We start from the raw sequence: 24,063 nt of genomic DNA on the forward strand, positions 1-24,063 counted from the left end.
GTTTAACTCTTAATCAACCTGTACTTCTTTCCATTCGCCAGGTTGTAAATCACCTAATTTGATGTCCCCCATCGAGTAGCGAATCAAACGCAGGGTAGGGAAGCCGATATTGGCGGTCATACGACGAACTTGTCGATTTCGTCCTTCAATGATGGTGATTGCTAACCAAGTGGTTGGAATGTTCGCTCTGAAACGCACTGGCGGGTTACGCTCCCAAATTTCAGGGGCTTCCATCATCTCGACTTTCGCGGGGAGTGTCATACCATCTTTTAGTTCTACCCCTTTTCGCAGCTTGTCTAAATCGGCTTCTGACGGAGCGCCGTCAACTTGCACCCAATACGTTTTTGGAGATTTGGATTTCGGCTGAGTTAATTTCGCTTGGAGAGCGCCATCATTGGTGAGAATCAACAATCCTTCACTGTCTCGATCCAGTCTGCCCGCGGCATAAACATCTTTCACTGGAATAAAGTCAGCTAGGGTTTTGCGCCCGTCTCCATCTGTAAATTGGCTTAAGGTATCAAATGGCTTGTTAAACGCGATTACCTTGCGATCCTCTGGCGCGATTTTGGGTTTACTGCTGGCAGTTTTTTTGCGATTGCGCGAAGAATGCTTAGCGCTTGTTCTGTGACTAGATGGACGTTTAAAACCGGGTTTTCCATTCCTAACGGACGAAGAACTAGACTCACGACGTGAGCGTGGTGACATGTTAACTACCTTGCAAAAATGTAAATGAAGTGTGGGTAAAACTTTTAACCAAGTGCGGAATAAGCTACCATTTGCGCGCCCAAAAACAGGATTGGCGAACAAGATAATAGACTATTCTGCCAAATTTGTTTAATTATAACGAAACGCTCTCAAGGATGTCGCACGCTGGCGACGAAAAAATAAAGAGACGGGCAAAGCGCAACAAGTGAGGGGATTATTCATAACTTGTTAGCGAACACACACATAGGACCAATCACCAACGGTCCAGTCAGAACAATAGGGAAATTTCATGCCTACAGAAAAACCTACAATTATCTATACAATTACCGATGAAGCACCTGCGCTAGCAACTTATTCACTACTGCCGATTATCCAATCATTTACTGCTTCTTCAGGTATTAACGTTGATACACGTGATATCTCTCTAGCTGGGCGTATTATTGCTAACTTCCCAGAGCACCTAACCGAAGAGCAACGCATCGGCGATGCATTATCAGAGCTTGGCGAGCTTGCGAAAACTCCAGAAGCAAACATCATTAAACTGCCAAACATCTCTGCTTCAATTCCTCAATTGAAAGCTGCGATCAAAGAGCTGCAAGAGAAGGGTTACAACCTACCTAACTACCCAGAAGAGCCAAGCACGTACGAAGAAGAAGCGATCAAAGCAACGTACGACAAAATCAAAGGCAGTGCGGTAAACCCAGTTCTACGTGAAGGTAACTCAGACCGTCGTGCACCTCTATCAGTTAAGAACTATGCGAAGAAAAATCCTCATTCAATGGGCGCATGGTCTGCAGATTCTAAATCTCACGTTTCTAGCATGTCTGACAACGACTTCTTTGGCAGTGAAAAATCACACACAGTAGACGGCGCAACAGAAGTTAAGATTGAATTCGTTGGCGCGGATGGTGCAGTCAAAGAGCTAAAGGGTGCTTTCCCACTACAAGACAAAGAAATCATCGACTGTTCAGTCATGAACAAGAAAGCGTTAGTCGAGTTCTTTGAAGAGCAAATCGCTGAAGCAAAAGAGCAAGACGTTCTTTTATCACTTCACATGAAAGCGACCATGATGAAGGTGTCTGACCCAGTTATCTTCGGTCATGCGGTTAAGGTTTACTACAAAGACGTATTCGCGAAGTACGGTGAGCTATTTGACAAGCTAGGCGTTGACGTAAACAACGGCATCGGCGACGTATACGCTAAGATCCAAGCGCTTCCTGCCGCTCAAAAAGAAGAGATTGAAGCGGCGCTACAGGCTGTTTACGAAACTCAACCGCCATTAGCGATGGTTGATTCTGATCGTGGTATCACCAACCTACACGTACCAAGCGACATCATCGTTGATGCTTCTATGCCGGCAATGCTGCGTTCGTCTGGTCAAATGTGGGGACCAGATGGTAAGCAGAAAGATACCAAAGCAATGATTCCAGATCGTAGCTATGCAGGTATTTACCAAGCGGTTATCGACTTCTGTAAAGAAAACGGTGCCTTTGACCCAACCACAATGGGTAGTGTGCCAAACGTGGGTCTAATGGCTCAAAAAGCTGAGGAATACGGTTCACACGATAAGACGTTCATTCTAGATGCTGCGGGCACAGTGCGTGTTGTTGATGCGTCTGGCGCAGTGCTACTTGAGCAATCGGTAGAAGAAGGCGATATCTTCCGTATGTGTCAGGTGAAAGACGCGCCAATCCAAGATTGGGTTAAGCTAGCGGTGACACGTGCTCGTGCAACTGGTGTACCAGCCGTTTTCTGGCTCGATGAAAACCGTGCACACGATGCTCAGCTCATCAAGAAAGTAAACGCATACCTTCCACAGCACGATACGTCAGGGTTAGAGATCAAGATCTTGGCTCCACTAGAAGCGTGTCAGTTCTCTCTTGTTCGTATCAAAGAAGGTAAAGACACTATCTCAGTCACTGGTAACGTACTGCGTGATTACCTAACTGACTTGTTCCCAATTCTAGAGCTGGGTACTTCGGCGAAGATGCTATCTATCGTTCCGCTAATGAACGGTGGTGGTCTTTTTGAAACGGGGGCTGGTGGTTCAGCGCCTAAGCACGTTCAACAGGTAGAAAAAGAAAACCACCTACGTTGGGACTCTCTTGGCGAGTTCTTAGCTCTTGCGGCATCACTAGAGCACCTGAGCACAGTCGCTGGCAACCCGAAAGCGCAAGTTCTTGCTGATGCACTAGATAAAGCGACAGGTGATTTCCTAGATAACAACAAGTCGCCATCGCGTCGTGTTGGTGAGCTAGACAACCGTGGTAGCCACTACTATCTAGCAACTTACTGGGCGCAAGCACTTGCAAGTCAAACCGCTGACGCAGAATTAGCGGCTGAGTTCGCTCCAATCGCAGAAGCACTTGCAGCGAATGAAGAAAAGATCGTTGCCGAGCTAAACGATGCTCAAGGGGTTGCGGCAGACCTTGGTGGTTACTACGCGCCTGTATTTGAGAAAGCGGCGCCGCTAATGCGTCCAAGCACAACACTAAACAGCATCATCAATCGATAATGATGGTTTAGAGCAATAAAAAACCCGCTACTTAGCGGGTTTTTTCTTTACTGATATATGTGTTTAGTGGTTATTTCACTATGGCAGCGGTTATTTAGCTAGTTGAGCTTCCACTGGTGTTACAACACTTGCGTGAGAACCCTTTGGACCTTCTTCCACTTCAAAGTTGACTTGTTGGCCTGCTTTCAGAGTACGATAACCATCCATCTGAATTGTGGAGTAGTGTGCAAACACATCCCCGTCTTCACCTTCTGGACAGATAAAACCAAATCCCTTGGCGTTGTTAAACCATTTTACTGTACCTGTAGCCATGCTATACATCCCTCATGCATTTTGTTACTGATGTTGTTTGAACGTTCACAGTTCTTCCATTGTGAACAAAAAGTGAATTTCCATTCAGCCGCTGCCAAATTTTCAGTCACTATTTGACCAATTTAGCCAATGATTGAGCACAGTCAATAAGAAAAAGGTCTTAGACTCTACATATTTGCAAACAAATCACTTTTGAGATTTACATTTTTATAACTATGTGAGCGATATTTACGTGTAACCCATTTTTGTCTTGAATGGTTTTTGGTTTCTTTTTAATCAATTAGATAGATAAATCCAAACCGGAAGAATCTTTTATTTGCAGCCACTCAATTGCTGCATTAGTCTCTAAGTAAGGGCAAAACGTTTCTTATCGATTTATGCCCCAAAATCTAAGAGCTAAATTCAAAACTTCTGCTCACTATAGTGGTAAAATTAAAGCAAGTCGTACATCAACGTTGATAGATCATGAGCAAGCATTTTGAATGGGTGACTCCAGACTCAGATTTACTGGAGTTAGAAAAAACAAAAGTTAAACCACCATCCATGTATAACGTCGTACTAAATAACGATGACTACACGCCGATGGACTTTGTAATTGAAATTCTGGAACGTTTTTTTTCAATGGATGCGGACAAAGCAACCCAGGTGATGCTCCAAGTGCATTATGAAGGGAAAGCGATTTGTGGCACATATACTGCAGAAGTTGCTGAAACCAAAGTGGCCCAAGTCACGATGTATTCCAAGGAAAATGAGCATCCTTTGCTTTGTACAATGGAACAAGCGTGAGGTTTGTTCGTACAACCTGAGTTGTTGTTGAAGGAGGTACTTATGCTAAATAAAGAATTAGAGTCGAGCCTGAACAGTGCGTTCTCTCGAGCTCGAGACAAGCGACATGAGTTTATGACTGTCGAGCACCTCCTGCTAGCATTGCTGGAAAATGATGCAGCTAGAGAGGCCCTTCAAGCTTGTCAGGCCGATATTGAGGCTCTCAGAAATGAGCTCGATATTTTTATTGACCAAACAACGCCTCTTATCCCAGAAAATGATGAGACTCGAGAAACCCAACCAACGCTGAGCTTTCAACGTGTGCTACAGCGAGCGGTTTTCCACGTCCAATCTTCTGGTCGAAGCGAAGTGACTGGCGCTAACGTTTTGGTCGCTATTTTTAGCGAACAAGAGTCTCACGCTGCCTACTTACTCAAGAAGAATGATGTTAGTCGTTTAGACATCGTTAACTTCATTTCCCACGGCATCACGAAGGCATCCAGTGCAGGCGATGATGCCTCATCTCACGATTCATTCAGCAGTGATAATGTTGAGGAAAGCGGCTCTGAAGAGCGTTTAGAAAGTTTTGCTACAAACCTAAACCAAGTGGCCAAGCAAGGCCAAATTGATCCATTGATTGGTCGCGATAAAGAGCTTGAGCGAACAATTCAAGTCTTGTGTCGTCGCCGCAAAAACAACCCGCTGTTAGTTGGTGAGGCGGGCGTAGGTAAAACTGCCATTGCGGAAGGTTTAGCGTGGAGAATTGTAGAAGGGCAAGTGCCTGAAATCATTCAAGATAGCGTGATTTACTCGCTAGATATCGGTTCTTTGCTCGCAGGTACGAAATACCGTGGTGACTTTGAGAAACGTTTTAAAGCGATTCTTAAGCAGCTAGAAAAAGAAGACGATGCGATTCTTTTCATTGATGAAATCCATACCATCATTGGTGCGGGTGCAGCATCAGGCGGGCAAGTCGATGCAGCAAACCTAATCAAGCCGCTCCTAAGTAGTGGTAAACTCCGCTGTATTGGTTCGACTACATACCAAGAATACAGCAACATCTTTGAAAAAGAGCGTGCGTTGTCCCGTCGTTTCCAAAAGATTGACGTGGTTGAACCTTCGGTTGATGACACGACCAAGATTTTGATGGGTCTAAAAACTAAGTATGAAGCGCACCACGAAGTTCGTTATACCAACAAAGCACTTCGTGCCGCGGTTGAGCTGTCTGCCAAATACATTAATGAACGCCATCTGCCGGATAAGGCTATCGACGTTATTGATGAGGCCGGAGCTCGTAGCCGTTTAGCGCCAGCAAGTCGTCGTAAGAAAACGGTCGGTGTAGCTGATATTGAAGCCATGGTAGCTAAGATGGCGCGTATACCTGAGAAGTCAGTCTCTTCTTCAGACAAAGAGATCCTAAAAAATCTTGATGAGAAGATGAAGATGTTGGTATTTGGGCAAGATGATGCGATTGATGTACTAAGTGAAGCGATTAAGCTAACCCGTGCGGGGCTGGGTGCCGAGAATAAACCAGTCGGCTCTTTCTTGTTTGCAGGCCCAACAGGGGTGGGTAAAACGGAAGTGACGGTACAACTTTCCAAACTGCTGGGCATCGAGCTATTGCGCTTTGATATGTCTGAGTATGGTGAGCGCCACTCTGTAAGCCGATTGATCGGTGCGCCTCCAGGTTATGTCGGTTACGACCAAGGCGGTTTGCTGACCGATGCGGTCATTAAGAACCCTCATGCCGTCGTGTTGCTAGACGAGATCGAAAAAGCGCACCCAGACATCTTTAACTTGCTCCTTCAAGTCATGGATAACGGTACGCTTACAGACAATAACGGACGTAAAGCTGATTTCCGTAATGTCATATTGGTGATGACAACCAATGCTGGCGTACAAATGACTGAGAAGAAATCGATCGGTCTGATCCAGCAAGATCACAGCCATGATGCGATGTCAGAAATCAAGAAAGTGTTCACACCGGAGTTTCGCAACCGCTTGGATAACATCATTTGGTTTAATAGCCTAGATGAGCATGTTATTCATCAGGTGGTGGATAAGTTCATTGTCGAGTTGCAGGCTCAACTGGATGTTCGCGGCGTGTCACTGGAAGTGTCAGATGATGCTCGCCACTGGTTGGCGATGAAAGGCTACGACAAAGCGATGGGCGCCCGACCAATGGGACGAGTCATCCAAGAGAAACTCAAGAAGCCGTTGGCGAATGAGTTGTTGTTTGGTTGCTTAGTCGATGGCGGTACAGTGAAAGTCAATCTGAAAGGTGAAGAGCTCAAGTTTGAGTATCTGAGCGAGAAAGAAGCGGCTGTTCACTAAAACGTAGCTGTTTAAGCGTAAGGCAAAAGCCAGAGTATTTACTCTGGCTTTTTCATTTCTCTACTCATTGTCGTGAAACACGGCTCTTAAGGCTTTGAATGACATTTCAATGCTGTCAGGGATTTCTTGCTCAATTTGATAGCCCATCGCAGGGTAACGCTTGATTCGGTCGAAGTCCCCCAACATTGCTCGCACAGTGGTATCGAGGTCGATATCGTCGTTAAAGTAGTCACTAAACTCAATACGGGGTGAGGTGACACAAAAACGCTCTAAAACACCAGGCCATTGCTTTATAAATGTCGCATACGTTCTTCTTTCCATATAAGGCTTTTGGACAAGTATGAGGGAAGAAAAGCGGTGACCAAGTTGGTTTAACAACGAGGCAGTATAAAGGACATTCTCGCCGGTGTTGGTCGCTTTGTTTTCGACAATAATGGCATTGCTCGGAACGCCCATATCTTTTGCAATCTCTGCGAAGGTCTCTGCTTCAGATTTATCGAAGACGCCGTCGGTAAGCCGTCCAACACCGCCAGATAAAATCAGCGTCTTCGCCCATCCCTCAAGATAAAGCTGTGCTGCGTATTCCGCGACACGCAAGTCATTGCTGCCGAGCACGAAGATACAGTCAGAGACTTGCAGTTTGTGTCCGAGCTGCATATACGACCACAGTTGTTCTATATGTTGATATAGCTTCAAAGGCCGTCCTTATGGTTCAAACCAACTCAAGAGTGTGCTGATGGTGGAAGCGGTAGCCAAGTTCCAGTAGTGAATCAGCCAAAATCAGTTTATCGGCGATAGAAACGATAGGTGGTAAAGGGTAGGTTGCACCAACGTTATCTAGAGCAGCTTGATAAAACTCAGCCTTGCTCACCGTGTTAGGGGTTGTTGCGTTGACCACGAAATTTTTATCTAGCGTTGAGACAAAGCTGACCGCCCCAATTGCGTCTGTTAGGTGGAGCATGTTTGCAGGAGCGAGATCGCTGACCTGCTTTAGCCTTGGAGCGAATCGAGAAGGATGTCGATCAGGACCAACAAGACCACTGCATCGCACGATGGCAAATTTCAGTCCTGAGTCTTTGACATACTGCTCGGCGAGTAACATGATTTTGGCTTTCTCGCTGAACGAATCGTGCTGTTCACTGAGTGTTAACGATGCGTGTTCTTCAGACATCGGCTCCGCGGTACTTGGATAAACCGTCGTTGAACTCACCATGACAACTTTGCCCACGTTTGCTGTTTGACAGGCATGAACAAGCTTGCGCCAATGTTCTGCATACTGCTGACCACCTCCAGCGCGAAAGCCCGGAGGGAAACAACCAATCACAATGTCGGGCGCTTGGTTTTGCAGGTGTGAGACAAAGGCGTCTTCAGCCTCATTTAGATCGCAGTGAAAAGCGTTAAGCGCTTCTTCTTGTAGCGTTTTTACACCTTCGACGGTTGTTTTGCTGACGTAAACTTTATGTCCAATCGTCTCGAGGTAGTGTGCCAGAGGTCGGCCGAGCCAGCCCCCTCCAATGACAGTAATCGTTTTCACATTTCACTCCCTGTAATTAAATCTCGTATTTCACTGCGTAGCATCTTGTGAATAGGTAAAGCGCTGCAGCTAGGGTGCTGGATAACATCGACGTTCGCATGCCAAGTCAGTCTCTCGAACTCTACGGGAACACGAACCACGTCCCCCGTCTCCAATAAGGGTTTGACCATGTGAGTAGGTAGTACTCCCCAACCAAACCCTCGATTAATCAGGTCCATAAGGATGTAGTAGTTGTCAGCATACCAAACATTTGGGCTGTAAGCTTTTTGAAAACTGCTCGTCTTCGCGGTTTTAGAACGTATCAGCAGCTGACGGTGTAAGGTTAAGTTTTCAAGGTTTGGTGAGGTCGCTTTGGCCAGTTCATGTTGGCTCGAGACGTAAACATCAAACTCAATACTCCCCACCGATTCAAAATCGATACCGACGGGAAGATCCAGCTCCGAAAACAAGATCCCAGTCGTTGCACGTTTTGATACCACTAGTTCGATCACATCAACGCTCGAGGCGGCTAAGAACTCAAAGCTCACTCCTGGATAACGATCCAGAAGGCGATGGATCGCGCCATAGAGCTGTGAAGTCGGAATACCTTCATCAATTGCGATAGATAGATTAGTTTGCTCTTGATTGAATATCTGCTCAGCACTTTGTTTTAGCCTGTCGTGCTGCTGCAACGTTGCTCTAGCGTGAGGTAGCAACTGCTGTCCCTCGTTGGTTAACACAGGGTATCTACCCGTTCGATCAAAGAGATCGAAACCACTGTCTATTTCGAGGTTGATGATGTGTTGACTGATGGCAGACTGCACTTTGTTCAATGAGCGAGCCGCAGCGGAAAATGAGCCGCTCTCCACAGTGGCAACAAACGCTTGGAGTTGTTCAATGCTAAACATATCTTTAATACTGATAGTACCTAACTACATTCCATCATAATTACTCATGATAATAGTCGCAAATGATTGCAAACTTATTGTGAGAGATACAATGAAATCCAAAGAAAGAGTTTTTCACGCTGTGCTGTTTGAAATGGTCGCATTAGCGATACTGATTCCAGCGTCTGCGGTTGTTACAGGAAAGGGAGCGAGCGATCTTGCCATGGTGGGGATTGGTTTAAGCTTATTTACCGTTATTTGGAATTACCAATACAACATCTTATTTGATCGCTGTTTTGGTGGTGACAGAGAGCAGCGATCGTTGAAGCTTCGCATCGGACATACCGCGGGATTTGAAGGTGGTTTAATATTTATCACGGTACCGAGTATTGCTTGGTTCCTCGATATCTCCATCATTGATGCTTTATTGTTAGAGGCTGGGTTTTTGGTGTTCTTTTTCATTTATGCAACAGGGTTTAATTGGTTCTACGATCGATATCAACCATACCGCTTTATCAATGTAAGTCGCTAGATTATTGACGCTCTGAGCCTATCCTTATAGTAAGGAATCGGTTTGAGGGGGAAGAGAATGAAGTGGTGGCTAGTTCTATTCTTTATGTGTAGTAGTGCTCAAGCGCAAAAAGTCTATATGACATCGCTTGATTGGCCGCCGTATTCTGGAGAGACACTTGTTGAGAATGGACTCTCAGTCGCCATCGCACGTGAAGCGTTTGCGGTGATGGGGTATGAACTCGTTGTAGAGTTTAAACCTTGGGTCAGGACGGTAACCACGGCATCAAAGAGGGAAAAGTATATTGGTTATTTTCCTGAATATGCGTTTGAAACTGAGGATTTTGTTTTCTCTGATTCTATTGGCTCTGGACCACTAGGGTTTGTGCAAAATAGGGAGAGGCCAATACTGTGGTCAGAGTTGATTGATTTATCTGATTATCGGATTGGTGTTGTCCAAGGCTATATCAACACGCAAGCCTTCGATGCCTTAGTGGAAAAAGGAGAGCTCAGTGTTGAAGCGGCAGAGAATGACATTCTCAACATTTACAAAGTTGCCAAAGGCAGAGTCGAATTAGCGGTGATCGATGCCAATGTACTGCGTTACCTCATTGAAATCGATCCTCGTAGAGAAGTGCTTCAGAGTCGAGTAGAAATGAACCGCCAACTATTAGAAGTAAAGCATCTGTATTTAGCGTTTAAAAACACCCCTGAAGGGCACAGTTGGCGGCGTATATTCAATCAAGGTTTAAGGCAAATTGACATAGAAAGCATCGAAGCTCGCCTATTGAACACAACTTCCCCTAAACGCTTGCAATGAGTTCTTATTGGCTCGAGAGTACGCGCAAAATCTTGTCAGCATGTTCAGCGACTTCGATTCCCTCGTCGGTTAGATATCCACCATCAGGTAATGTACATAGGCCTTTAGCATATAGGCGAGCGACAGCGGCTTGCATTTCCTCTGATGCATCGTGGTGAACTTTGATGCCTGTTGCCGCACTGCTTAAATCGAATTGAAGCAATAAGTTAAGTTCAGCGATATGGTCTTGTGTGTACTTCATAATTAATACCTTTACGAATCAATACGGTTACCTTAGTTCTGGTGCTATGCAGCGGCAATTTAATTAACAGAGAAGTGTTATCTACGGCATAAAAATCGATTTTATTTGAACAAATTCGCTCAGCATTTGAGCCACAACAAAGCTGGACAGATAACCGCCGCAGTTGTTCGTTGTGGGGCGACAGGCATGAAAAATGAAATCTAATAATGCGAAAAGTGTATAAAACAAAGGTTCCATATAAGAAATTAGACTAAAGTCTATGATAGGAAGGTGGGTAGGTGTTTTTTGTTTTGTAACTTATTGAAATTTAGGTTTTTTATATCTATCGCTTTGGCCTGTTTTATCTATTTTTAGTCTAAGAACAATGTCTCAATGATTAAACTTTTTATAAGATAAATGACTATCTATCTTTTGATGAGATTTAACGCTTGAAATTGAGCACATTTCGAGTAATTATCCGCGCCCACTATTCCACATGTTTCAAGATGTTAATCTGATGAACCTTAACCAATTTGATTCACTGCTACCGCCTCAAGTAGCTGAACGTGCGGCTGAGATCGGCGTTGATAAAGCGACTAAAGATCCGATGAAGTCGTTTCTTCTTGCGATATCTGCGGGTATCCACATTGGTATCGCTTTCGTTTTTTATACCATTGTCACCACTGGCGCTGGCGATATTCCTTGGGGGATATCACGTTTACTTGGTGGGTTAGCATTTAGCTTAGGATTGATTCTGGTAGTGGTCACTGGCGGAGAGCTCTTTACTAGCTCGGTCCTAACGTTAGTGGCTCGCGCGAGCGGTAAGATCACATGGCGATGCTTGTTTAAAAACTGGGCAGTGGTCTATGGAGGCAACCTGGTTGGTGCATTGTTGCTGGTGGCGTGCATGCTTCTTACCAAGCAGTACATGTTTGACCATGGTCAAGTTGGCTTAAACGCGATGAGCATTTCTCAACATAAGTTACACCATACGTTTATCTCGGCTGTCGCGCTAGGCATTATGTGTAACGTTTTGGTGTGCATTGCCGTGTGGATGACGTTCAGCGGTCGGACTCTAACCGATAAAATAGCGGTGATGATTTTGCCTGTCGCGATGTTTGTCTCTGCGGGTTTTGAACACTGTATCGCAAACATGTTCCAAGTGCCGATGGCCATCGGGATCAAAAACTTCGCGCCTGCAGAGTTTTGGCAGATGACCGGCGCGAATATTGCTGACTACGCTGACTTGAATTTGATTGACTTTATTCTTAACAACCTGATCCCTGTGACGTTAGGTAATATCATCGGTGGCGGGCTGTTTGTCGGGATGTGGTACTGGCTCATCTATCTGCGAGATTAACCCCTTCCTTTATCCGAAGCACATTACAGTGCTTCGGAACGCGTATCATCACTCCACCAGACCAAACTCCTCGGCGTTCACTATGTGTTCAGGCTCATCCCAGAGCCAATTGTGCATTTCTTCATCACGATGACCTTGATTAAAGGTTTGATCCTTTGTGCTATCAAATTTCATGGCTGCCCCTCCTTGTTTGATTAGAAATCAATCTAAGTTGGCGTTATGACGAAATTATTACGCGTTCTGAATTAATTTATATGTGTGTGTTTGCAAAGGGTTTTATTGTTTTAAGAACGCTTGAAGGGGGATCGCTACTCAGATTGAAACAGGTATCACCACTGTTATCCACAGATTCTGTGGATAAGATCATTTGGTTCAAGTGGGAAGGTGATCTTATTTGTTTGAGAGTGGTTTTATCATGACAAGGCCGTGGGGATGAATGCCTCGGCGCACAGTCAAATTTAAGCAAATCGTGATTGATACTGACATCATGACGAAAATCGCAATCATGATCATAATCTGGTACTTAATGGCGACAATAGGGTTCGCCCCGCCAAGTATTTGACCTGTCATCATCCCAGGTAGCGTGACTAATCCGCTCGTCGTCATCGAGGCAAGGGTTGGGGCGAGCGATTTTCGAATCGCTTCTCTCAAAAATGGCAACGTCGCAAACCTTACGCTCGCGCCAAGTGCAATTGCCGCTTCATATTCTGACTTTCGTTCTTCCAATGCGGAGAAAAAATTCTGTAAAGCGACGATGTTTCCCCCTAGCGAATTGCCAAGCAACATACCCGCGAGTGGGATTACGTACTGAGCATTGTACAGTGGGGTAGGTCGAACAATTGCTAGGCAAATGAGAAGCAAAATGGGGGCTAGACCAACGACTAACCCTCCTACCACAGGGAGAAAAAGTCGTTGTTTTGGAAGCCTTGCCTTATCCAGTATCGAGCTTGACCCTATCATGATCATCACAGCAAGCCACAACAAGTTGACCGTCATACTGTCGAGCTGGAACAAAAACTCTAAATAGACGCCAACTAAAGTGAGCTGTATTCCCATCCTTAACACACCGATGGCCGTGTCTTTTGCTAGACCTAATTGGTAGTAGTAATTGATTGCTAATGGAACCAATAGCGTTGCACCGAACAAGATCAATAGTGGCCACGGTATGTCGACGACAGCGTTCATGATGAGCTCCATTTTCTCCGCAGTAATAGTCGATTTGTTGACATATTACCTTGATTTGATGAGAGGTTACACGGCGAGCACTAGAAATGCATTGAGTGGGAGATAGATCATTTTGTTAACAAATTGCACTTTATACAAGTAACAAAGCGGCAGGTTTTTGGTGAAAAATGCGTGCTTCATACACTGTTTAATTAAGCGGACTTTACTTGGTTGTTGTCAATTTGTTTCCATTTTAACAGAGTGTTTACTATTAATATTTTTTCATATTTCAATGCAATCTAACACATCAAATGTTAATTAAACACATCTCTGGATGAGCTCAAAAAAGTATTGAATAACAAGGTTGAGAGACGATCTATAGATTGAACCTTACTAAGAGTATGGTCTAACATTTCTTATTAGAGATTGTAAAAAATATAAGCTTGCTTTGAAAAGCTACCCAATAACACTAGATACAAAATAGGCAAATGTATGAGTGATGTTAATAAAATTGAGAGTGGTGAAAAACGCTCACTGGAGTGGAAATCATTCCTCTTCATCGCAGTCGTTCTCTTCCCTGTGTTGAGTGTGGCATTTGTTGGTGGTTACGGATTCCTTGTATGGGCACTACAAGTTTTCTTCTTTGGACCTCCAGGTGCACACGGCCTGTAAGCCGTGAGCTCATTTCCACATTTTTGAACAGATTTTAAGAGAGCAAACTATGAAATCATTTATCATCAAGCTGTGGCGCACCATGACACGCCCGGCAGTTCATATCAGCTTAGGTGTGCTGACTATGGGCGGCTTTATTGCTGGTGTTATTTTCTGGGGTGGCTTTAACACCGCACTGGAAGCGACCAACACAGAAGAGTTCTGTATTAGCTGTCACACCATGCGTGACAATGTATACGTGGAACTGCAAGAAACGGTTCACTGGAAAAACCACTCTGGTGTACGTGCTACGTGTCCTGACTGTCACGTTCCTCATAACTGGACAGATAAAATTGCACGTAAGATGCAGGCTTCTAAAGAAGTATTCGCTCAAGTATTTGGTAACTATGATGAACCAGGTGCGTTTGAAGAGCGCCGTATCGAACTTGCTAAACACGAATGGGATCGTTTCTCTGCAAACAAATCCCTAGAGTGTAAAAACTGTCACAACTACGAGTCGATGGATTTTGAGCAAATGTCTCCTACTGCTCGCATCCAAATGAAGCAAGCAGCAGAGAAAGATCAAAGCTGTGTTGACTGTCACAAAGGTATTGCGCACAAACTTCCAGCTGGTATGGACAGCATCGGCGGTATCGTTGGCGACCTAGAAGGTCTAGCTTCGAACACTAACTACGATGTCGGTCAAACGCTAGTGAGTGTGCGTCATCTACCTATCTACTTCGACGCTGAAGGTACAACTGAAGCAGGTCTACTAAACCCTGCGTCTTCAGTGAAAGTTATTGCTGACAAAGGTGATTACGCGGAAATCGAAATTGACGGTTGGCGCAAAGCGAAAGGCTTTGGTCGTGTAATCCAAGAAGACTTTGGTAAGAACATTGCGGTGGCTTCTCTTCTTAAAGAAGCATCAACAGACAGCAACGTTGTGACAACCGGCGAGAAAAAAGTGGATGAGCTAACTGGTCTTCCATGGGAAAAAGTGGCGGCGAAAGTATGGATCAAGAAAGAATCTATGCTGAACGATATTACGCCTGTATGGGAAAAATCAGCGGAAGCATACAAAACCAACTGTTCTGTATGTCACACGCAGCCTGACGAAGCGCACTTCGATGCGAACACATGGCCTGGTATGTTTGACGGTATGCTTGCATTCGTTAACCTAGATACAGACAGCGAAGCACTGATCTTGAAGTACCTACAGAAACACTCTTCAGATTATGCTGAAGGCCACCACTAATAAGCGTCGGATTGGAGTAAATTAAATGGCTATTTCACGAAGAAGTTTTCTTAAAGGTGTTGCAACAACAAGTGCAGCATCAGTAATCGGTCCAAGCTTATTGGCATCAGCATCTGCAAGTGCGGCTGAGTCTACAGGTACTTGGAAGGTTTCAGGTTCACACTGGGGCGCATTCCGCGCCCACATCTACGCGGGTAAAGTTCAAGAAATCAAACCACTTGAGCTTGATAAAAACCCAACAGAGATGTTGAACGGTATTAAAGGCATTATCTACAGCCCATCACGTGTTCGTTACCCAATGGTACGTCTAGATTGGTTGAAGAAGCACAAATACAGCGCAGATACACGCGGTGACAACCGTTTTATCCGTGTCACTTGGGATGAAGCACTTGACCTGTTCTACCGTGAGCTAGAACGTGTGCAAAAAGATTACGGTCCATGGGCTCTACACGCGGGTCAAACCGGTTGGAACCAGACTGGTGCATTCAACAACTGTACAGCTCACATGCAGCGTGCTGTTGGTATGCATGGTAACTTCATTACTAAAGTGGGTGACTACTCAACAGGTGCGGGTCAAACAATCCTGCCTTACGTTCTAGGTTCAACAGAAGTATACGCACAAGGTACTTCTTGGTCTGAAATCCTAGAAAACGCAGATAACATTGTTCTTTGGGCAAACGACCCAGTGAAGAACCTGCAAGTAGGTTGGAACTGTGAAACGCACGAATCTTTTGACTACCTAGCTCAACTGAAAGAGAAAGTAGCAAAAGGCGAGATCAACGTACTTTCTGTTGACCCAGTTAAGAACAAGACTCAGCGTTACCTAGAGAATGATCACCTGTACATCAACCCAATGACAGACGTTGCATTCATGCTGGCTGTTGCGCACGTGCTGTACAACGAAGATCTATACGACAAGAAGTTCATCGAAACTTACTGTCTAGGTTTTGACGAGTTTATCCAGTACGTTCAGGGCGAAACCAAAGACAAAGTGGTTAAGACTCCTGAGTGGGCGGCTGAGATCTGTGGCGTTAAAGCTGACAAGATCCGTGAATTTGCTCGTATGCTTGTAAGCGGTCGTACACAGATCCTGATGGGTTGGTGTATCCAGCGTCAAGAACACGGTGAGCAACCTTACTGGGCAGCAGCGGTTATTGCAGCAATGGTTGGCCAAATCGGTCTACCTGGCGGTGGTATCTCTTACGGTCACCATTACTCAAGTATCGGTGTTCCTTCTACTGGTTTTGCTGGCCCTGGTGGTTTCCCACGTAACCTTGACCAAGGTATGAAGCCTAAATGGGATAACAACGACTTTAACGGTTACAGCCGCACAATCCCGGTTGCGCGTTGGATCGACTGTCTACTAGAACCAGGTAAAGAGATCCGTTACAACGGCGGTAAAGTCAAACTGCCTGACTTCAAGATGATGGTTATTTCGGGTAACAACCCGTGGCATCACCACCAAGATCGTAACCGCATGAAGAAAGCATTTAAGAAGCTTCAGACTGTGGTAACGGTTGAGTTTGCATGGACTGCAACATGTCGTTTCTCTGATATCGTGCTTCCTGCATGTACTCAGTGGGAACGTAACGACATCGACGTTTACGGTTCATACTCAAGCAAAGGTTTGATCGCGATGCATCGCTTAGTGGATCCTCTGTTCCAATCTAAGCCTGACTTCCAGATCATGAGTGAACTGACTCAACGCTTTGGCCGTCGTGATGAATACACGCGTGGCATGAGCGAAATGGAGTGGATCCAAAGCCTATACAATGACTGCCGTGCAGCGAACAAAGGTAAGTTCGAAATGCCAGAATTCAACGAGTTCTGGGAGAAGAGCGTACTAGACTTCGGTCAAGGTAAACCTTGGGTTCGTCACGCTGACTTCCGTCAAGATCCAGAAATCAACCCACTGGGTACGCCTTCTGGCTTCATCGAGATCACGTCTCGTAAGATCGGTCGTTACGGTTACGAACACTGTCAAGAGCACCCAATGTGGTTTGAGAAATCAGAACGTTCACACGGTGGTCCTGGTTCTGATAAACACCCATACTGGCTGCAATCTTGTCACCCAGACAAGCGTCTGCACTCTCAGATGTGTGAATCAGAAGAGTTCCGTGCAACTTACGCAGTTCAAGGTCGTGAGCCTGTTTACATCAACCCAGTTGATGCCAAAGCCAAAGGCATTAAAGATGGTGATCTAGTACGCGTATTCAACGACCGTGGTCAACTACTAGCGGGCGCAGTTGTTACAGATAGCTACCCACGTGGTGTTATCCGTATCGAAGAAGGTGCGTGGTATGGTCCTCTGAACGAGAAAGAAGGCGCTATCTGTACGTACGGCGATCCAAACACGCTGACTCAAGACATCGGTTCTTCTGAGCTAGCTCAAGCGACGTCAGCGAACACGTGTATCGTAGACTTCGAGAAGTTCACAGGAAAAGTACCTCCAGTAACTTCATTCGGTGGTCCAATCGAAGTGGCGTAAGCTCAATCGTATTGAACAAAAACCAGCCTACGGGCTGGTTTTTTTGTGTCTGTCATCTCCATCTTGTTCCAATCCGTATTTAAATTTGAGCTGTTGAAGACGCTCTTGCGCATAAGTTCTGAAATAATAGTTCAGGCTGTACACAACCTGTTGAGCGTATGGATGGTCTTTCCTAACCGCGGCGTATAGGGGAGTGGTAATAAATGGAGTGGAATGAATGGTTAAGCGCTTAAGCGGCAGCCCCATCTCTTTAACAACCCACCGTGCCACATACTCATCGGTAATGATGACGTCAACACGCTGCGAGAGCAGTAAGCGGATGCTAGTTTCCAAATTGGCTGACGATACCTTTTGGATTCCCTTGTGGTTAAGCAGTTCTGGAGGGTAGGCATAGTTGTCAATCAGTGCGACGCGCTGACCATTCAAACTCTCTGGTGACTGATAGCTGAATGCCGTGTCCTCAGAACGTGATATTACCGATAAGTGATTGCTCATGTACGGCTCGGTAAAATAGTAATGTCGCATTCGTTCGTCGTTTTTCCACACAGCGACAATCACGTCATTCTTACCGTAGAAAGTCTCTTTTAACACTCTTGGCCAAGGCTTCAGCTCATAGATAAATTTGTAGCCGGAATGCGTTAATCCCTCGATAACGATGTCGTGAGCAATTCCTTTCCCAATCGGTGAATCCATAACATAGGGCGCCCATTTGCTCTGCGCGACCTTTAACGGAACGGCAAATGCTGTTGAGATCATCAGTAAATAAATCAGGGAAACAACAAATAACCAGTGTCTCAATCCGTTAATCCTTGTTGAAAAGCTCTCTGTTCAGTCTAGTCAATGATGTGTCTTAGAGTATTTAGGTGATATTTCGTCTCATAGATTGAGAAAATGACTGCCAAAGAACGCAAAGATACGAAAAAGTTCCACTGACGTTGATTTTAGGTTTTGTTGATTTTATTTGTGATAAAGGTCTCTTTTATTAGCTTATTGTGCTTATTTATTGTTCGTTTTTTATATTGATTTATGTTTTTGGCTAATTTGCGGGCTATGCAATTAGATCTCTTTTGATTGTTTTATTTGTGAATTATTGGGTGGGCGAATAATTTGCTCAACCAGAGCGAGCAGGTGGTAGATGACGCTCATAAATAAAAATTTATAGGAACAAATAAAAATGAAAAAGACAGTATTAGCAGTAGCTCTTTCTCTTGTTGCGGGTTCAGCAATCGCAGCAGACGTTAACCAAACAACGTCTGAGCGTGCACGTGAATCTCTAATCGACCTAATCCTATCTGGTGAAGAATTCTCTGTTGGCGGTCAAGTGGCTGTTGGTGGTGAATACCTAGAAGGTCGTAAAAACGAGAATGGCGAAGACCGTGAATTCCACAACTACGACGTAACTGGTTTTGACCTTTTCGTTAACTACCAAAAAGGTAACGTACTAGGCCAATTCGCAGGTGAATTCGACCTAGACAACAACTACTCTTCAATGGATGCGTCTTTCGCAGTCATCGATGCATGGGTTGGTTACAAAACTGGTTTCGGTGTAGCTTCTGTTGGTTACGCAGCTGATTCAGCACTAGATGCAGTTGACGGTGCGGCAGACTTAACAGTTGAGTACGGTGCATCAGCATCTGACGCTTCAGACGTTAACCAAGTTGTTAAGTTTGAAGGCATCAAAGAAGGCTTCAAATACGGCGTATCTTACTACGGTGACCGTGAAGCAGACGCTTCTGGCCACAAAGGTTTCAACGGTTACGTTGGCTTCCAAAACGAACAGTTCCAAGTTAACGCAGGTTACGAAAAGAACGAAGACAACGATGTTGAAGGCGATCTAGAGCAAATCATGCTAGTAAACGGTGTGGTAAATCTAGGCGATATCGCGCTAGGTGCAAACATTGCTAAGCACGAACTATTCTCTGGCGATGACTCAATGCTTTACAGCGCATCTGCTGGCTACACAATCGACAAACTATACCTAGCAGTTGGTTACGCTCAATCTGAAGCATACACTTCTGATGCAGAAGACACTAAGTGGACTAACTTCGGTGCAACTTACCAGTTCACTAACAAGCTATCTGCTCTAGTTGACTTCCGTGTTGACCTATCAGAAGAGAAAGACAGCAGCGAAGACCTAGCTGCATTCTTCAAAGTTGCTTACGACTTCTAATCAAGTTTAGGCTTAAAAATTTACGGCCTGTTCTGCAGGCCGTTTACCATCAAAGCAGGAAGCTTTTAGCGCAATAATCCACTGCCTTTTTCGCCCTCCGGAGTTGGAGGGCTTTTTCTGTTTTAGACAAGTACATCGCGCTTCTATCGATACCTCTATTGCCTGTGACTTCGCGGTGGTCACAATAAAAAGGAAAAATGTGAAGCTTGTACGGCTTTGTGTTTTTGATTAAATAGACAATAAAAATATCCAATGCTGTAATGTGCCGATACTCCTTTGTCTTAGAGCACAGTTATGGCCCTGCATGTAGAACTCGCCAATAGCCGCCTTGTTGTCATACCCAATCACGATATAACCGCTACAAAAAAAGATAATCAGCTGCACTTCTTGTTTCAGGGGCTGAGCAACTACAAGTTCAATGATCGCTTTTTACTGTGTCAGACTGAGTTTAATTTCGAACGCAGTGCAACGATATTGGGTGACGGGTTTCAAATGCTTGCCCAAACGACTGGCACCATCGAGCAACCAATCGATATAGGTCGTTGTCCAGATAATTCTCCCAGCTATCGCATTTACTCAAGCCAAGATCCCAAGCGCTACTACAACTATCTTATGGTTGAAGATTCTCTGGGCTACAGTCTGTTTGGCTTCACTTCGTGTCATCGCTTCGCGGGCTACTTTGAAGTACAGGAGCAAGAAGGACGTTGGTTAGTCAGCGCTTACATTGATGGCGAAGGAACCTATCCTCAAGATTGGCCTACTACGGCTTTAGAGTCGATTGTGTGCCTGCAAGGCGATTCCATGTCTCAGCTTTACACAGAGTATTCCAAGCTGATTGCGAAGCATCACCCTGTCCGAGCGGGCGTTGAGGCAAAAGCCCCAATCGGGTGGTGTTCTTGGTACGCATACTATGCTGAAGTCAATCAAGACAACATCTATCACAATCTCGAGGTGATGTCTGCCGATGCCAAGCAGCTTGAATACGTCTTGCTCGACGATGGTTATCAAGCCTTTATGGGGGATTGGTTAACACCTTCGGACAAATTTCCATCGGGAGTTCGAGCTGTCATTGAAGCAATCAAAGTAAAAGGCAAAAAGCCAGCAATTTGGCTAGCTCCTTTTATTGCTCAGCCTGAATCTGAGCTGTTCAAACAACACCCTGATTGGTTTGTAAAACATCAAGACGGCCGTTTACTTAAAGCAGAAGAAGTCACTTACGCGGGGTGGCGTTGTACGCCATGGTATGTGTTAGATACCTCTAATCCTGAGGTCCAAGAGCACTTGACTCATGTTGTTCGCGTCATGCGCGAAGAGTGGGGAGTCGAGCTGTTTAAGTTGGATGCCAACTATTGGGGTACTTTGAAAGGTCAGCGTTATCAGACAGGAACAACGGGGATCGAAGCTTACCGAATGGGGATGGAAGCAATCGCTGAAGGAGCAGGAGACGCATGGATTCTAGGTTGCAACGCACCGATGTGGCCATCACTTGGTTTAGTTGATGCGATGCGCGTGTCTGATGATGTAGAACGCAATGAGCATCGATTTGAACAGATCGCAAAAGAGACCCTTTATCGCAGTTGGCAGCACCGCAAACTCTGGCAGATTGACCCAGACTGCGCGACGTTGGTATCGCTGCCTAATCAAGCCGCAGAGCGTCAAAGCTACGAGTTTCACCGTAATGTACTGTTGGCCAGTTCAGGTCTTCTGCTTTCGGGCGACCCGTTGCCTGAGCTCACGCCTTGGGCAAAGCAGACACTATCCAAACTGATACTGCGACACAAACACTGCCAAGAGAGTGCGCGATTTACCGCGCTAAACCTCCATCATGCCTTCTTGCCTATTACAGAGCGCAATGACCTCCATTGCCTGTTTAACTATCAGCAGCCTGCAAGGGAAGTCACATTGACTGCGGAGCAGCCCGTCTATTGGTATGACTATTGGACAGGCGAACGATTGGTTGAAGAGCCGACCCAAGTCATTGAAGTTGGTCTTGAGTCCGGTTTGTCGAGTCGAGCGATAATTACCTCGATATAGTGGCGGCTCTGCTTTACCATACGCTTTGAAGCAGTCACATTGATTAGGTATTCATGTCAATCATTCTAGGTATTGACCCCGGCTCACGCATTACTGGGTACGGGGTTATCCGACAAAACGGACGCCATTTGCACTACTTAGGTAGTGGATGCATTCGTACATCAGAAAAAGATCTTCCGGGCCGTTTGAAGCAGATCTATGCTGGAGTTTCGGAAATCATTACCCAATTCCAACCGGATGTGTTCGCCATTGAGCAAGTCTTCATGGCACGCAACGCAGATTCAGCACTCAAACTTGGTCAAGCACGAGGGAGTGCTATAGTCGCCGCCGTGAACGCGGAACTTCCAGTTCACGAATACGCGGCTCGTTTGATTAAACAGGCGGTTACTGGAACGGGCGGGGCAGACAAAGAGCAAGTGCAGCACATGGTGCAACAAATGTTGAAACTTCCTGGCAAACCCCAAGCCGATGCCGCAGATGCACTGGGTGTGGCAATTTGTCACGCCAATACCAACAAAACCTTAATTGCAATGGCAGGTAAAGCGACCAGTGCACGTCGCGGGCGCTACCGCTAACGCTCAATCTCAAAATTCACCTTCGAGGCGACAAAGAACTGGATGTCTATCCAGTTCTTTATTATCCTGTCGCAAATTCATTTCCAAAGAGTATTTACCGTGATTGGACGTCTGCGCGGCATTCTGATTGAAAAACAACCCCCTGAACTGCTGATTGAAGTTAATGGTATTGGCTATGAAGTCCAAATGCCGATGAGCTGCTTTTATGAGCTGCCTAATGTCGGTGAAGAAGCGATTATCTATATTCACTTTGTTGTTCGCGAAGATGCTCAGTTGCTTTATGGGTTTAACACGGTAAAAGAGCGTGCTTTGTTCCGCGAAGTGATTAAAGCCAATGGTGTTGGGCCAAAATTGGGTCTTGGGATTCTTTCGGGTATGACGGCAAGCCAATTTGTGGCATCTGTCGAGCGAGAAGACATTTCGACCTTGGTGAAATTGCCTGGAGTGGGCAAGAAAACCGCTGAGCGTTTGGTGGTCGAAATGAAAGATCGCCTTAAAGGGTGGAGTGCCGGTGATCTCTTTACGCCGTTCACTGATGCCGCTCCTGTTGATTCTACGCCAACTGCAACAAACAGCGCAGAAGAAGAGGCAGTGAGCGCACTGCTCGCCTTGGGCTACAAACCGACGCAAGCCTCTAAAGTTGTCGCGCAAATTATTAAGCCAGGAATGAGCAGTGAAGAGCTGATTCGTGACGCTCTGAAATCGATGGTTTAACGGATAGGAAATAACTCATGATTGAAGCCGATCGTCTTATCGCGCCAGAAAACCCAGTGTATCGAGAAGAGGATGTTATCGATCGCGCTATCCGTCCAAAAAAGCTGGAGGATTACAAAGGTCAAGACCACGTGCGTGACCAAATGGAGATCTTCATCAAAGCGGCTCAGTTACGTGAAGAAGCGCTCGACCACCTGCTGATTTTTGGTCCGCCGGGATTGGGTAAGACTACGTTAGCTAACATTGTTGCCAACGAAATGGGCGTGAACATCCGCACGACGTCAGGACCTGTGCTAGAAAAGGCCGGGGATTTAGCCGCATTGCTGACGAATCTAGAAGAGAACGATGTTCTGTTCATTGATGAGATTCACCGCTTAAGTCCGATGGTTGAAGAAGTACTTTATCCGGCAATGGAAGATTATCAGCTTGATATCATGATTGGCGAAGGACCAGCGGCGCGCTCGATTAAAATCGACTTACCTCCATTTACCTTAATCGGTGCGACAACTCGCGCAGGTTCATTAACATCGCCACTGCGCGACCGTTTTGGTATTACCCAACGCCTAGAGTATTACAAGATTCCTGATTTGCAGAACATCGTTCAACGCAGTGCAGACTGCCTAGGTTTGTCGATGGAAGCAGAAGGTGCCCTTGAGGTCGCAAGACGGGCACGAGGGACGCCACGTATCGCCAACCGACTGCTTCGTCGCGTGCGTGACTACGCAGAAGTTAAGGGTAATGGTCATATTTGCGCAGAGGTTGCCGATAAGGCGCTAAACATGCTGGATGTCGATGCCCAAGGTTTTGACTACATGGATAGGAAGTTGCTGCTCGCCATCATGGAGAAGTTCGGTGGTGGTCCTGTTGGTCTCGATAACATGGCGGCTGCCATCGGTGAAGAGAAAGACACCATTGAAGACGTGCTTGAGCCTTACTTGATCCAACAAGGCTATCTGCAAAGGACGCCAAGAGGGCGTATCGCGACTGATCGCGCTTACCTACATTTCGGAATTGAAAAATAAGTTTTCACGCCGGTCAACGAGACCGGCGTCTTACCACTTGTGACCAATG

23 protein-coding genes are annotated in these 24,063 nt (G+C 45.7%); 14 read left to right on the forward strand and 9 right to left on the reverse strand.

Features of this window, described 5'->3' with window-relative positions:
* Window positions 1-9: 9 nt before the first annotated feature.
* The gene (locus ACUALS_RS05175; protein WP_454449005.1) at window positions 10-705 is read right to left on the reverse strand and encodes a pseudouridine synthase; all 696 of its coding nucleotides are present in this window, start codon (window positions 703-705) and stop codon (window positions 10-12) included.
* A gap of 289 nt (window positions 706-994) precedes the next feature.
* Here ACUALS_RS05175 and ACUALS_RS05180 point away from each other — a divergent pair, with 289 nt between their 5' ends.
* A complete protein-coding gene (locus tag ACUALS_RS05180; protein WP_454449006.1) occupies window positions 995-3,220 on the forward strand; it encodes an NADP-dependent isocitrate dehydrogenase in 2,226 nt (741 codons plus the stop codon).
* A 90-nt stretch (window positions 3,221-3,310) separates the two neighbouring features.
* Here the strand turns inward: ACUALS_RS05180 and cspD are convergent, their stop codons facing one another.
* The gene (gene cspD, locus ACUALS_RS05185; protein WP_005470476.1) at window positions 3,311-3,532 is read right to left on the reverse strand and encodes a cold shock domain-containing protein CspD; all 222 of its coding nucleotides are present in this window, start codon (window positions 3,530-3,532) and stop codon (window positions 3,311-3,313) included.
* A gap of 465 nt (window positions 3,533-3,997) precedes the next feature.
* On the opposite strand from cspD, the gene clpS reads away from it, so the two are divergent.
* Entirely contained in the window at window positions 3,998-4,318 is a 321-nt protein-coding gene (gene clpS / locus ACUALS_RS05190; protein ID WP_005470535.1) for an ATP-dependent Clp protease adapter ClpS, read from the forward strand.
* Window positions 4,319-4,360: 42 nt separating this feature from the next.
* Complete coding sequence (gene clpA / locus ACUALS_RS05195) at window positions 4,361-6,631, forward strand: ATP-dependent Clp protease ATP-binding subunit ClpA (protein ID WP_005470436.1); 2,271 nt, start codon at window positions 4,361-4,363, stop codon at window positions 6,629-6,631.
* 60 nt (window positions 6,632-6,691) lie between these two features.
* On the opposite strand, the gene ACUALS_RS05200 is transcribed toward clpA, so the two are convergent.
* From ACUALS_RS05200 to ACUALS_RS05210, 3 genes are read right to left on the reverse strand one after another with little or no spacing between them, the layout of a single operon-like run.
* Window positions 6,692-7,288, reverse strand: a complete 597-nt coding sequence (locus tag ACUALS_RS05200; RefSeq protein WP_454449222.1) for a YdcF family protein — start codon at window positions 7,286-7,288, stop codon at window positions 6,692-6,694.
* Window positions 7,289-7,343: 55 nt separating this feature from the next.
* Window positions 7,344-8,165 (reverse strand): NAD-dependent epimerase/dehydratase family protein, encoded by an 822-nt coding sequence (locus ACUALS_RS05205; RefSeq protein WP_454449007.1) that lies wholly within the window; start codon window positions 8,163-8,165, stop codon window positions 7,344-7,346.
* Window positions 8,162-9,052, reverse strand: a complete 891-nt coding sequence (locus ACUALS_RS05210) for a LysR family transcriptional regulator (RefSeq protein ID WP_005470324.1) — start codon at window positions 9,050-9,052, stop codon at window positions 8,162-8,164. Before ACUALS_RS05210 ends, ACUALS_RS05205 begins: the two co-directional genes overlap by 4 nt.
* A gap of 91 nt (window positions 9,053-9,143) precedes the next feature.
* Between ACUALS_RS05210 and ACUALS_RS05215 the strand changes: the two genes are divergently transcribed.
* Together ACUALS_RS05215 and ACUALS_RS05220 are read left to right on the forward strand one after the other, a co-directional pair.
* Window positions 9,144-9,563 (forward strand): PACE efflux transporter, encoded by a 420-nt coding sequence (locus ACUALS_RS05215; protein ID WP_454449008.1) that lies wholly within the window; start codon window positions 9,144-9,146, stop codon window positions 9,561-9,563.
* 57 nt (window positions 9,564-9,620) lie between these two features.
* A complete protein-coding gene (locus tag ACUALS_RS05220; RefSeq protein WP_038189560.1) occupies window positions 9,621-10,361 on the forward strand; it encodes a substrate-binding periplasmic protein in 741 nt (246 codons plus the stop codon).
* Window positions 10,362-10,365: 4 nt separating this feature from the next.
* Here the strand turns inward: ACUALS_RS05220 and ACUALS_RS05225 are convergent, their stop codons facing one another.
* Window positions 10,366-10,602 carry a TIGR02647 family protein gene (locus ACUALS_RS05225; RefSeq protein ID WP_005470448.1) on the reverse strand — a complete coding sequence of 79 codons (237 nt, stop codon included), beginning with the start codon at window positions 10,600-10,602 and terminating at the stop codon, window positions 10,366-10,368.
* Between the two features lie 496 nt (window positions 10,603-11,098).
* On the opposite strand from ACUALS_RS05225, the gene focA reads away from it, so the two are divergent.
* The gene (focA, locus tag ACUALS_RS05230) at window positions 11,099-11,941 is read left to right on the forward strand and encodes a formate transporter FocA (RefSeq protein WP_005470547.1); all 843 of its coding nucleotides are present in this window, start codon (window positions 11,099-11,101) and stop codon (window positions 11,939-11,941) included.
* A gap of 48 nt (window positions 11,942-11,989) precedes the next feature.
* On the opposite strand, the gene ACUALS_RS05235 is transcribed toward focA, so the two are convergent.
* Window positions 11,990-12,115 (reverse strand): hypothetical protein, encoded by a 126-nt coding sequence (locus tag ACUALS_RS05235; protein ID WP_005470556.1) that lies wholly within the window; start codon window positions 12,113-12,115, stop codon window positions 11,990-11,992.
* Between the two features lie 216 nt (window positions 12,116-12,331).
* The gene (locus ACUALS_RS05240; protein ID WP_454449009.1) at window positions 12,332-13,126 is read right to left on the reverse strand and encodes an ABC transporter permease; all 795 of its coding nucleotides are present in this window, start codon (window positions 13,124-13,126) and stop codon (window positions 12,332-12,334) included.
* 471 nt (window positions 13,127-13,597) lie between these two features.
* Here ACUALS_RS05240 and torE point away from each other — a divergent pair, with 471 nt between their 5' ends.
* Genes torE through torA form a run of 3 tightly spaced genes read left to right on the forward strand, consistent with a single transcriptional unit; the run spans window position 13,598 to window position 17,499 of the window.
* Window positions 13,598-13,777, forward strand: a complete 180-nt coding sequence (gene torE / locus ACUALS_RS05245) for a trimethylamine N-oxide reductase system protein TorE (RefSeq protein ID WP_005470508.1) — start codon at window positions 13,598-13,600, stop codon at window positions 13,775-13,777.
* A gap of 49 nt (window positions 13,778-13,826) precedes the next feature.
* Window positions 13,827-15,011, forward strand: a complete 1,185-nt coding sequence (gene torC, locus ACUALS_RS05250; RefSeq protein WP_005470444.1) for a pentaheme c-type cytochrome TorC — start codon at window positions 13,827-13,829, stop codon at window positions 15,009-15,011.
* A gap of 25 nt (window positions 15,012-15,036) precedes the next feature.
* Window positions 15,037-17,499, forward strand: a complete 2,463-nt coding sequence (torA, locus tag ACUALS_RS05255; protein ID WP_005470414.1) for a trimethylamine-N-oxide reductase TorA — start codon at window positions 15,037-15,039, stop codon at window positions 17,497-17,499.
* Between the two features lie 27 nt (window positions 17,500-17,526).
* On the opposite strand, the gene ACUALS_RS05260 is transcribed toward torA, so the two are convergent.
* Window positions 17,527-18,297 carry a substrate-binding periplasmic protein gene (locus ACUALS_RS05260; protein WP_454449010.1) on the reverse strand — a complete coding sequence of 257 codons (771 nt, stop codon included), beginning with the start codon at window positions 18,295-18,297 and terminating at the stop codon, window positions 17,527-17,529.
* Between the two features lie 376 nt (window positions 18,298-18,673).
* Here ACUALS_RS05260 and ACUALS_RS05265 point away from each other — a divergent pair, with 376 nt between their 5' ends.
* The 5 genes from ACUALS_RS05265 (at window position 18,674) to ruvB (ending at window position 24,014) form a co-directional block, all read left to right on the forward strand.
* Window positions 18,674-19,669, forward strand: a complete 996-nt coding sequence (locus ACUALS_RS05265) for a porin (RefSeq protein WP_005470354.1) — start codon at window positions 18,674-18,676, stop codon at window positions 19,667-19,669.
* 294 nt (window positions 19,670-19,963) lie between these two features.
* Window positions 19,964-21,703, forward strand: a complete 1,740-nt coding sequence (locus ACUALS_RS05270) for a glycoside hydrolase family 36 protein (RefSeq protein WP_454449011.1) — start codon at window positions 19,964-19,966, stop codon at window positions 21,701-21,703.
* 53 nt (window positions 21,704-21,756) lie between these two features.
* Entirely contained in the window at window positions 21,757-22,278 is a 522-nt protein-coding gene (gene ruvC / locus ACUALS_RS05275; RefSeq protein WP_005470321.1) for a crossover junction endodeoxyribonuclease RuvC, read from the forward strand.
* Window positions 22,279-22,377: 99 nt separating this feature from the next.
* Window positions 22,378-22,992: a Holliday junction branch migration protein RuvA gene (gene ruvA, locus ACUALS_RS05280; protein WP_454449223.1), complete on the forward strand. Its 615-nt coding sequence runs from the start codon at window positions 22,378-22,380 to the stop codon at window positions 22,990-22,992.
* A gap of 17 nt (window positions 22,993-23,009) precedes the next feature.
* Window positions 23,010-24,014 carry a Holliday junction branch migration DNA helicase RuvB gene (ruvB, locus tag ACUALS_RS05285; protein WP_005470368.1) on the forward strand — a complete coding sequence of 335 codons (1,005 nt, stop codon included), beginning with the start codon at window positions 23,010-23,012 and terminating at the stop codon, window positions 24,012-24,014.
* Window positions 24,015-24,063: the final 49 nt, after the last annotated feature.

Source organism: Vibrio sp. NH-7, assembly GCF_053643215.1.

Excerpts from the sequence above, each read along its gene's own strand:
- ACUALS_RS05175 (WP_454449005.1), bottom strand. The coding sequence starts at position 705 with ATGTCACCACGCTCACGTCGTGAGTCTAGTTCTTCGTCCGTTAGGAAT.
- ACUALS_RS05180 (WP_454449006.1), top strand. The coding sequence starts at position 995 with ATGCCTACAGAAAAACCTACAATTATCTATACAATTACCGATGAAGCA.
- cspD (WP_005470476.1), bottom strand. The coding sequence starts at position 3,532 with ATGGCTACAGGTACAGTAAAATGGTTTAACAACGCCAAGGGATTTGGT.
- clpS (WP_005470535.1), top strand. The coding sequence starts at position 3,998 with ATGAGCAAGCATTTTGAATGGGTGACTCCAGACTCAGATTTACTGGAG.
- clpA (WP_005470436.1), top strand. The coding sequence starts at position 4,361 with ATGCTAAATAAAGAATTAGAGTCGAGCCTGAACAGTGCGTTCTCTCGA.
- ACUALS_RS05200 (WP_454449222.1), bottom strand. The coding sequence starts at position 7,288 with ATGCAGCTCGGACACAAACTGCAAGTCTCTGACTGTATCTTCGTGCTC.
- ACUALS_RS05210 (WP_005470324.1), bottom strand. The coding sequence starts at position 9,052 with ATGTTTAGCATTGAACAACTCCAAGCGTTTGTTGCCACTGTGGAGAGC.
- ACUALS_RS05215 (WP_454449008.1), top strand. The coding sequence starts at position 9,144 with ATGAAATCCAAAGAAAGAGTTTTTCACGCTGTGCTGTTTGAAATGGTC.
- ACUALS_RS05220 (WP_038189560.1), top strand. The coding sequence starts at position 9,621 with ATGAAGTGGTGGCTAGTTCTATTCTTTATGTGTAGTAGTGCTCAAGCG.
- ACUALS_RS05225 (WP_005470448.1), bottom strand. The coding sequence starts at position 10,602 with ATGAAGTACACACAAGACCATATCGCTGAACTTAACTTATTGCTTCAA.
- focA (WP_005470547.1), top strand. The coding sequence starts at position 11,099 with ATGAACCTTAACCAATTTGATTCACTGCTACCGCCTCAAGTAGCTGAA.
- ACUALS_RS05235 (WP_005470556.1), bottom strand. The coding sequence starts at position 12,115 with ATGAAATTTGATAGCACAAAGGATCAAACCTTTAATCAAGGTCATCGT.
- ACUALS_RS05240 (WP_454449009.1), bottom strand. The coding sequence starts at position 13,126 with ATGAACGCTGTCGTCGACATACCGTGGCCACTATTGATCTTGTTCGGT.
- torE (WP_005470508.1), top strand. The coding sequence starts at position 13,598 with ATGAGTGATGTTAATAAAATTGAGAGTGGTGAAAAACGCTCACTGGAG.
- torC (WP_005470444.1), top strand. The coding sequence starts at position 13,827 with ATGAAATCATTTATCATCAAGCTGTGGCGCACCATGACACGCCCGGCA.
- torA (WP_005470414.1), top strand. The coding sequence starts at position 15,037 with ATGGCTATTTCACGAAGAAGTTTTCTTAAAGGTGTTGCAACAACAAGT.
- ACUALS_RS05265 (WP_005470354.1), top strand. The coding sequence starts at position 18,674 with ATGAAAAAGACAGTATTAGCAGTAGCTCTTTCTCTTGTTGCGGGTTCA.
- ACUALS_RS05270 (WP_454449011.1), top strand. The coding sequence starts at position 19,964 with ATGGCCCTGCATGTAGAACTCGCCAATAGCCGCCTTGTTGTCATACCC.
- ruvC (WP_005470321.1), top strand. The coding sequence starts at position 21,757 with ATGTCAATCATTCTAGGTATTGACCCCGGCTCACGCATTACTGGGTAC.
- ruvB (WP_005470368.1), top strand. The coding sequence starts at position 23,010 with ATGATTGAAGCCGATCGTCTTATCGCGCCAGAAAACCCAGTGTATCGA.